A 9,007-nucleotide genomic window follows, 5' to 3' on the forward strand; every position below is an offset into this window, starting at 1 on the left:
GCCTAAGATTAATGGTCATAGTTATATTTTTAGGTATCAAGCTACTAAATTTAGAAGTCGCCCAAGAGTTGGGTAGTAAATATGAAGCAAAGGAAGAGTAATGAAAAAAGTAATTGGTTTGTTGGTTGGTGCAATGGCTTTATCTGGTTGTACTCACCGTATTGGTGATTTTACAATTGCCTCTACAAAAAATATGAATCATACAAATAGCAATCACAAAGTTGATTATGACACACGTGTGGTTGGTAAGGATGTTAAACATACTGTTTTAATTTTCCCAACAGGAATATCTAACATGAAAGAGGCTATGGATAATGCTATCGAGCAAACGCCTTCGGCGGTGGGTCTTTCAAATGTTACCGTTAAAGTTGTGCAGTGGTATATCCCATTAATTTATGGACAGTCTTACTTTGAAGTTGAAGGTAATCCAATCTATGAGGTGGATAATACGAAAACTAAGTAGTTTTTAGTTTTAAATAGCTGCCAACGGTAGCTATTTAACTATCAATTTCTAACATGCATTTGATTAAGGTATGATAGTAATTAATAGATTACTCTAAAATAAATAATAATCATGACCCAATTAACTGCCAAACAGAACATTCAATCGATTGTTAAAGCAATTAAGGCAGAGGAAGCATCACTTCGTCAAAAGCACCCGTTACTTGCACATCAAAATACCTTAGGGTTAATTATTTTATTGCTATCGCTTAGCGCATTAATTGGTGTTGGTGGTTTATATTATTTAGCCATCATACCTGCTTGGGTATGCATAGTACTTACGGCTATTGCTGCATCTATTTCCCATGAGTTAGAGCACGACCTCATACATAAACAATACTTTAGTAATCAGCCTTTCATGCATAATTTTATGATGCTAACAGTATGGTTAATGCGGCCAAATACTATTAGCCCATGGTACCGACGTAAAATGCATTTACACCATCACAAAACCTCAGGCACACAACAAGACCTAGAAGAACGCTTGGTTGGAAATGGCATCAAAAACCCATTTTTACGTGCGCTAGTTATTGTTGATGGTTTGTTAGGGTTAGTTATTTCTACTAAACGTTTTAGAAAAGAAATTAATGGCTTTAGTTTTTCGAGTGTTTTTAATGCGGGATTTCCGATAGCGACTGCGTATTTTGCTGTTTTATATAGCGTTATTATATTTCATATCGTTGATTTATTTATACCACTTTCGCTAAATTCACCTAGTTGGTTGTTAAGTACAATGGATGTGTTTGAATTTTTAATGGTTGTGCTCATTGTGCCTAATATTATTCGCTCAAGCTCGCTGAATTTTGTTACCTCAAGCATGCATTACTATGGCGGCGTTAATAACATGCTTGAACAAACTCATGTCCTAACGAGTCGTTTATTTATGCCGTTTCACTTATTTTGTTTTAACTTTGGTAAAACGCATACCATTCATCATTTTGTGCCAAATCAGCCGTTTTATTTACGCCAAATGCTAAGTAAAAAAATACTTAAAGTAATGGCGCAGCACAACGTGCGCTTTAATGATTTTGACAGCATTAAAAATGCGAATGCTTATAAATAATTACCTCCAACATAAGGGAGGTTCTACATTGCTATTCTTATTTTATAGTTTGAATAGCGATTATGTACCAAGCCCATTACCCGTGAATTTACTCTATCCATCGCAACGTTTATTAAGCCCAACTGTCCGCGCTTTGGTGGACTATTTAGTGCCATTTTTAAATCAACAAAAACAAAAGTGGTAGGCTTAATTAGCGCTAAAACTTTAAACTAAAAATAGATAAAACCAGTGAAAAGTGAAGTGGCCCTTCATAGTTGAGCATCTAGCTTAAATGGGATTGATTATTGTAGAGCCTTCAGTAATAGTGGTTATAGAGCAAACTAATTATATTCTCAATAATACATAAGGGCTCGTGCTCATCAATATTATAAAACCAATAAATATAATAAGGACAAACAGGATGAAAAAATCACTAATTTCAATAGCGTTGGGCTTTGCTGCCCTTAGTGCGTTTAATGCCAATGCAAACATTGATCAGCAAGTTAAAAAGATAGAGCAACAGGTTATTGATTGGCGACGTGATTTTCATCAAAACCCTGAGCTTGGAAATCGCGAAACCCGCACAGCAGATATTGTCGCTAAGCACTTAAAGTCGCTGGGTATGGAAGTAAAAACAGGGATTGCTTATACAGGTGTTGTGGGGCTATTAAAAGGTGCAAAGCCAGGCCCGACAGTAATGCTACGTGCAGATATGGACGCGCTGCCCGTTACTGAAAAAGCCGATGTTGATTTTAAATCAACTAAAACCACTAATTACCGTGGTGTAGATGTAGGTATAATGCATGCTTGTGGGCACGACACGCACGTGGCCATGCTAATGGGCGCTGCACAAGTGCTTGCAAACATGAAAGATGAGCTACACGGTAATATTATGTTTGTATTTCAGCCTGCAGAAGAAGGCGCACCAGAGGGGGAAGAGGGGGGCGCTGAGTTAATGCTTAAAGAAGGCATATTTAAACAATACAAACCAGAAGCTGCTTTTGGGTTACACATAACATCTAGTTTGCACAGCGGTAAAATTGGTTATCGAAGTGGCCCAGCTATGGCCAGTGCAGACCGATTTGAAATAACAGTACATGGCAAGCAGGCACACGGCTCTGCACCGTGGACTGGGGTTGACCCCATTGCCGCAGCTGCGCAAATAGTAACAGGCGTAAATCATATTGTTAGTCGCCAAATCAACATTACCAAAGAGCCTGCTATTGTCTCGTTTGGTAAGATAGCGGGTGGGGTGCGTAATAATATTATTCCTGAAGAAGTCGAAATGGTAGGCACAATTCGTAACTTTGATATGGATAACCGAGCACAAATATTTGAAAAAATAAAAACCACAGCCACGCACATTGCTAAATCGTCAGGTGCTACTGCAGAGGTACACATTCACGAAGGTTATCCGGTAACGATTAATAATCCAAAGTTAACTGCGCAAATGTTACCTAGCCTTAAAAAAGCAGCAGGTAATGAAAACGTAGTTGAAATGGGAAAAATAACCGGCGCAGAAGACTTTTCGTTTTACGCATTAGAAGTGCCGAGTGTATTTGTATTTTTAGGCGGCACACCAAGTGAGCAAGATTTAAATACAGTGGCTAGTAATCACTCACCTTATTTTTATGCCGACGAATCATCGTTTAAAGTAGGCACTAAGGCGCTTAGCCTGTTAGCTGTTGATTATTTAAACGCACATAAAAGATAGCTTAAACACACCACGTTACGCTATTAGCTTAACGTGGTATTGCTGTTTTATTTAAAACATCGCATCATGTTTGTAGCACTTGCTCAATTTTGAAAAAATCACTCTCAAAAATTAAAAACCTAACCGAATATACAAATGAACCGGCGAGCAATTTTTTATATTTTAAAAATAATGAATCGATATTGCCGGTCTTATATCTCGATTCAATCTTCATAAGCATTAAGGATTTAAATAATGGAAATTACTGGAAGCTGTTACTGTGGTGAAATTAAATACCAAGCAAAGTCTCAAAATAACAACGCACTTGTTTGCCATTGTAGCGATTGCCAACGTATGTCGAGCGGCCCATTTAGAGCCGTTATTATTGCAGAGCCAAATTCGGTCGTGTTTACCCAAGGTGAGCCAAAAGAGTTTGTTAAAACAGCGCAAAGCGGTAACAAGCGTGCGCAAGGTTTTTGTGGCACATGTGGTACAACACTTTATGCAACTAACGAAGCTAAAGCTGACCGTGTATATGGCTTGCGTATTGGTGCGGTTGATCAGCGTGATCAGTTTACGCCAACAGCACAAATTTGGGCTAAATCAACATTGAGCTGGTTGAGCGGCTTACACGAAGTACCTGCGTTTGATACAACCCCACAAAACTAGTTAGTTGGGGTTATCAGTATTACTTTTTAGTAAGCGGTTTGAAATTTATTTAACCAAATGACTGTCTACTTATAAGTCAGTCATTTGGAGAATAATATGTGTAGTTCACCTAAAAGCAGCCGAGCAGTGAAAAAAACAGCCATTAGTTTTAATGATGAGCTTACTCAAGAGCAGCGCTTGCGTTTTGCTGCAAAAGCTAATTTAGCACAAGAGCGCCGTGAACAGCGCGAAGTAACGAATAAACGCTATGAGCAAAAGCACGCGAGTAGTAAACCTTCGTCTGGTTTATTTTCGTGGTTACAGCAGCTAGTTAGCTGATTTAGCTAAAGTGGTGTTTTTACCACTGCCTAAACCACATAATGCACACAGTACTCCGGCAATAGCGCACAACCACAATGGCGCACTCCAACTTCCCGTAGTCGTGTGTAATGCACCAGCTAGCATAGGACCAATAGCCGCGAGCAAATAACCTACGCTTTGCGACATACCTGAAAGCGACGCTGCTTGTTGCGAATCGTCAGTTCGTAAACTAATAAACGACAGCCCCAATATAAAACATGCCCCAGAGCAAAAGCCCAGCATTAGGGTCCAAACAAAAGCAAAGCTAGTCATGTAAAGCAGTCCCAATGCACTGAGTGCACTCAACATGGCTAAAATAAAGCTAAGCGCGCTTTGATCTTTTAATTTGGCAAGTAACGGAATTAATATTAAACCCGGTAATGCAGTCGCTATTTGAAAAGCACCATGATAAGCACCTGCTTGGGTAGCTGAGTGACCGGTTTCGGTTAATATGCTTGGTAACCACGTAATAATTATATAATTTAAAAACGAGTTTAAGCCCAGCAGTAGGGTAATTTGCCATGCTAGTAAATAACGCCATACACTTTTTGACGTGTCAGTGTGTTGAGCAATACTCGCGGGTTTTGTGTGCTTACTTAATTGCGACATCCATACAATAATACTCGCCAAAGTAATAAGAGCTGATGAGCCCAGCGCAAGTTGCCATCCTAATCCGTTTAACTGACTAAGCGGAAATACCAAAGTAGAAAACCCACCCGATACCACGCCCATAGTAAGCACGTAGGCTGAGGTCATTAACGCAACCTTTGCAGGGAAGTCGCGCTTAATTAAACTTGGTAATAATACGTTTGCGATGGCAATGCCCACACCAATAATAGCGGTGCCTACAAAAAGCATGGCTGAGGTATTTATTACCCGCGCTGCAACCCCTGCAAGTATAAATAACAAAGCCACAAACAAGGTGCGCTCTAACCCTTGCTTTTTAGCAAGAGTTGCCGCCATTGGCGATGCAACCGCAAAGGCTATGAGTGGCAGTGTTGTTAAAAAACCAGCTTGCGATGCGCTAAGCCCAAAGTGATTAATAATTTGTTCAAGCACAGGTGCAATACCTGTAAATGTGGCGCGTAAATTTGCGGCAATAAGTAATATGCCAAGCACAAGTAATATGCCAGCAAAGCGTGATTTAGGTGTGTTATTTAACAAAAGGGAAGACCATTAAAGCTAATACTTAATGGGCGCTAGTATAAAGGCTTAGTAAAAACTATAATTTAGAGATAATGACATTAAATAACTAAAAACAGACAAAACTATGTTTGATGCAATTGGTTGGGACGACATTAAAAATTTTGAAACTATGGCGCAGCCCATAATAGCCAAAATAGAGCATGCCCATGCAAGTCACGAAATACCACTACATACCCATCCAAAAGGGCAATTAATTTTAGCGCTACATGGTTATGTAACGTGTGAAGTATCGGCCAAAATGTGGATGGTGCCCACGCACAGTGCAATTTGGATCCCAGCACAAAAGGTGCATAGCAATAGGGCGTCTGATAACGCGCAGCTTTGTCATTTATTTATTGATAGTAGTAAAAACGGTATGCCGCTAAATACCTGTACGTTAGCTATTACGCCGTTGGTTAAAGAGCTAATGTGTGAGTTGGCTGGGCATAATCAGCACTATACTTTAAATAGTAAAACAGCGCGTTTAGCGCAGGTGTTATTTGATCAACTTATTGATATGCCCGTACAACCACTGGATTTTGTATTATCTAAAAACGAGGTAATTCAAACCATGAGCGATCAGCTTATAAACAAGCCAAACAACCGAAAAACACTACCACAATGGGCTAAGCAGTTTGCATTAACTGAGCGCACATTAGCGCGGTTAATTAAAAAAGAAACCGGTATGACATTTGGAAAATGGCGTACGCAATTGCATATAATTACAGCCTTAAAAGCGCTTTCTGATAAGCAAAGTGTGCAGCAGGTGTCGGAGTTATTAGGGTATGAGTCGGTGAGTGCATTTATTACTATGTTTAAAAAGGTAATGAAAAAGTCGCCCATGAAATACATGAGCGACTTAAATCAGCTTAGCCCTTAAATAAGCATCACCACGTATAAGTTGCCGAAAGCATCGCGTTACGAGGCCTTCCCGGGAAGTATCTGTCACCGGTGAAACTGGTGTAATCGGCGCGCTCCGCATAGGCCTCATCAGTTAAGTTAATAATACGAGCAAGTAGCTCAAGATTACTAGTAACTTGCCACTGTGCGCGTAGGCTTAAAACATCATGCCCTTGGTATTTATTTAAGTTTTCTGGGTCGGTGTAGTAGTTACCAACGCGGTGCCACTGCAAAGCAAATTGCGCGTTGTTTAATGCCTGCCATGTTAAACCGAGATTAGCAATATTACGCGGCGCGGTATCTATGTCGTTGCCGTTTATATTTAAACCGTTAAGTATTTGGTTGTTAGTGTAAGTATGCTTTGCGTGAGTGCCAGCAAAGTTAAGCGCAAGCGACTTAGTGAGCTGGTAGTCAAGCTCAAGCTCAATACCACGATGGCGAGAGCTGCCATTATTTACCGTAAAAAAGTCACTATCGCGGTAAATCGTATTGTGTTTACTCATAGCGTAAACCGACACGCCATAACGTAGTTTTTCGTAAATTCCTTTAATACCCAGCTCTGCGTTATTAGCTATTTCGGCGCTTAAAATTGCAGTGGTTTGCTCGCGTTGTAATTGGTATAGCTCAGCCGCTTGTGGCGCTCTGTAACCACGAGAAAAGTTCGCATAAAGCGTGTTATTTGTATTGTACTGATAACTAACCCCAAGCTTTGGCGATAGATTACTAAAACTATTTTTAGCACTCGCTGGGCGGCTGTATCGGCAACCACCAAAGCTGCATTCTGTACCATCGTCTTTTGTTCTACCTGCTAGCATATTATTGGTGTAGTCGTACTGCATATGCTCGTAGCGCACACCTGCAGTAAGTAACCACTTATTTAATTGCCAATCAACCGATGCAAAAGGGGCATAAAGCGTGGCGTTTACATCGTAATCGTAATGCTTACCTTGGGGTACTGTAGCAACTAAAAATGCAGAACCTTGAGTGGGCTCGTTTTGGCTTTGAGTAAAATCGGCTTGCGTGTATTCGCCATCAAGCCCTAGGTTTATTTTTATATTACGTTGTAAATTATGTTGATAAAGCGATTGCACACCAAAGCCGGTTTGGCTGTTTGTTTCAAGCGGTGTGCCGGGTAAAAAGTGCTTAAAAAAGTCCATGCTTTGGTCGCGAAAATATAACGTAGTAGAGAGCACATCATCGTTATTTAATTGCCATGTTGCATTGCTCCATGCTCTAAATGCGCGTGCTTTTCTAAATGCGTCAGGATCAAAGTTTTTTTGCGCGAGGTCTTCGTTTTTATAGCTTTCAAAGCCTGTAATAAATCCCGCAGTTTGCTGATCAAGATTTGTATAAGTAAGGCCTGAGGTAAGTAATAAATTATTATTTGAATAGCGATGGCGAATATTTACTTTTTGTTGCTCTACGCTTTCGTCGTCGCGGTAACCTCTATCGTCGGTAACACTTGCGTTAATGCCGATACCGCTGTTGCCGTAATCTTGCCCTGCGCGTAATTTGTAGCGAGTATAACCGTACGAGCCATAATCTAAACCAACTAAGCCACCGCCTTGTGTGGTGTCGGGCGTTATTACATTAATAACACCATGCACAGCGTTTGAGCCATAAAGTGCAGAGCCTGGGCCTTTTAGTACTTCAATGCGCTGCGCCATTTCGCTGTGCGCCTCAAATAGCTCGTTTATGTTACAAAACCCAGCGGCTCTCAGTGGTATACCATCTTCTAAGGTTAATATGCCACCACAAGCGCCAGCGCCCGAAAGTACGGGGGAGCGTAGTGCGGGTAAATATTCTTGGCCATTTCCGCGTTGAATATTAGCTCCTGCTACACGTTGCAGGGCTTCTTCAATATGGGTAGGCGCTATGCTATTTAGCTGCGCTTCGCTGAGTGTACTTATTGATAAAGGGAGTGGGGTAGATAGTGCTTCAATACGTGATGCCGTAGTTGTTATGGTTTCTATTGCATCATTATTTTGATTATCGGCAAACGCAGTGTGGCTAAAGGGTAATATCAGCGGCAAAAAATAAGGTTTCATACATTCCTTGAAAGTAATCTATATTGCATTGCCTCTATAATATGCGGTTTTAATATGCATTTAAACTTGTTGCGTTAAAGCGTACGTAACCTATAAACCCGATACGTAATTGATAAAACAAAACAAGCCACAGCAGGAAACACCAAAGCCAGCACTAAGTAATGCTTAAATAAAACGTAGCCGGTTATACCGCCTATTAAAAAGCCTGCAATAATGAGTAAAAACATAACTCCTTTACGGGTATCAAATTGCTCACCTTTAAGCGCTTTACCTAGCATTAAACCAAGGTCAGTAAAAATACCGGTTAAATGTGTCGTACGTATAACAGCACCACTGTAATTAGTTGCTAGCGCATTTTGTAACCCACACGCAGCAGACGTTAAAACAATGCCGTAAACGAATGTGTTTTTGAGTAAATAAGCACTCGCAAGCAGTAGCAATCCTTCAATAAAAAGCAAAGTGTCGTAATGACGACCAAGTTTTAATGAGCCACCAGAGAGCAAAAAGCCCGACAGTGCCGAACCCAACATAAAGCTAACAATTATTGAAAGTAACAATAAGGCAGTACTGGGATTAGTTATTGCTTTAATACCAAGTAAAGTAACAGAGCCAGATACATGCGAAATAGCC

The 9,007-nt window shown here is 40.4% G+C and carries 9 protein-coding genes; 6 read left to right on the top strand and 3 right to left on the bottom strand.

The window, feature by feature from the left end:
- Window positions 1-100: 100 nt before the first annotated feature.
- From H5072_RS05520 to H5072_RS05540, 5 genes are all read left to right on the top strand, one after another.
- On the top strand, window positions 101-463 hold the full coding sequence (locus H5072_RS05520) for a hypothetical protein (RefSeq protein WP_007581481.1): 363 nt from the start codon (window positions 101-103) through the stop codon (window positions 461-463).
- Between the two features lie 111 nt (window positions 464-574).
- A complete protein-coding gene (locus H5072_RS05525; RefSeq protein WP_182692927.1) occupies window positions 575-1,564 on the top strand; it encodes a fatty acid desaturase in 990 nt (329 codons plus the stop codon).
- Window positions 1,565-1,964: 400 nt separating this feature from the next.
- Window positions 1,965-3,257: an amidohydrolase gene (locus tag H5072_RS05530; protein ID WP_182692928.1), complete on the top strand. Its 1,293-nt coding sequence runs from the start codon at window positions 1,965-1,967 to the stop codon at window positions 3,255-3,257.
- A gap of 234 nt (window positions 3,258-3,491) precedes the next feature.
- Window positions 3,492-3,905, top strand: a complete 414-nt coding sequence (locus H5072_RS05535; RefSeq protein WP_007377055.1) for a GFA family protein — start codon at window positions 3,492-3,494, stop codon at window positions 3,903-3,905.
- Between the two features lie 96 nt (window positions 3,906-4,001).
- Entirely contained in the window at window positions 4,002-4,223 is a 222-nt protein-coding gene (locus H5072_RS05540) for a hypothetical protein (protein ID WP_033020540.1), read from the top strand.
- Here H5072_RS05540 and H5072_RS05545 read toward each other — a convergent pair.
- Entirely contained in the window at window positions 4,212-5,408 is a 1,197-nt protein-coding gene (locus H5072_RS05545; protein WP_182692929.1) for an MFS transporter, read from the bottom strand. The genes H5072_RS05540 and H5072_RS05545 overlap by 12 nt on opposite strands.
- A gap of 106 nt (window positions 5,409-5,514) precedes the next feature.
- Between H5072_RS05545 and H5072_RS05550 the strand changes: the two genes are divergently transcribed.
- Complete coding sequence (locus H5072_RS05550) at window positions 5,515-6,309, top strand: helix-turn-helix domain-containing protein (RefSeq protein WP_182692930.1); 795 nt, start codon at window positions 5,515-5,517, stop codon at window positions 6,307-6,309.
- Window positions 6,310-6,316: 7 nt separating this feature from the next.
- On the opposite strand, the gene H5072_RS05555 is transcribed toward H5072_RS05550, so the two are convergent.
- A complete protein-coding gene (locus tag H5072_RS05555) occupies window positions 6,317-8,377 on the bottom strand; it encodes a TonB-dependent receptor (protein ID WP_182692931.1) in 2,061 nt (686 codons plus the stop codon).
- Window positions 8,378-8,451: 74 nt separating this feature from the next.
- A partial coding sequence (locus tag H5072_RS05560; RefSeq protein WP_182692932.1) for a YoaK family protein occupies window positions 8,452-9,007 on the bottom strand: 556 nt, incomplete at its 5' end.

Origin of the sequence: Pseudoalteromonas sp. SR45-5 (assembly GCF_014163565.1) — a bacterium.
Lineage (GTDB): Bacteria > Pseudomonadota > Gammaproteobacteria > Enterobacterales > Alteromonadaceae > Pseudoalteromonas > Pseudoalteromonas distincta.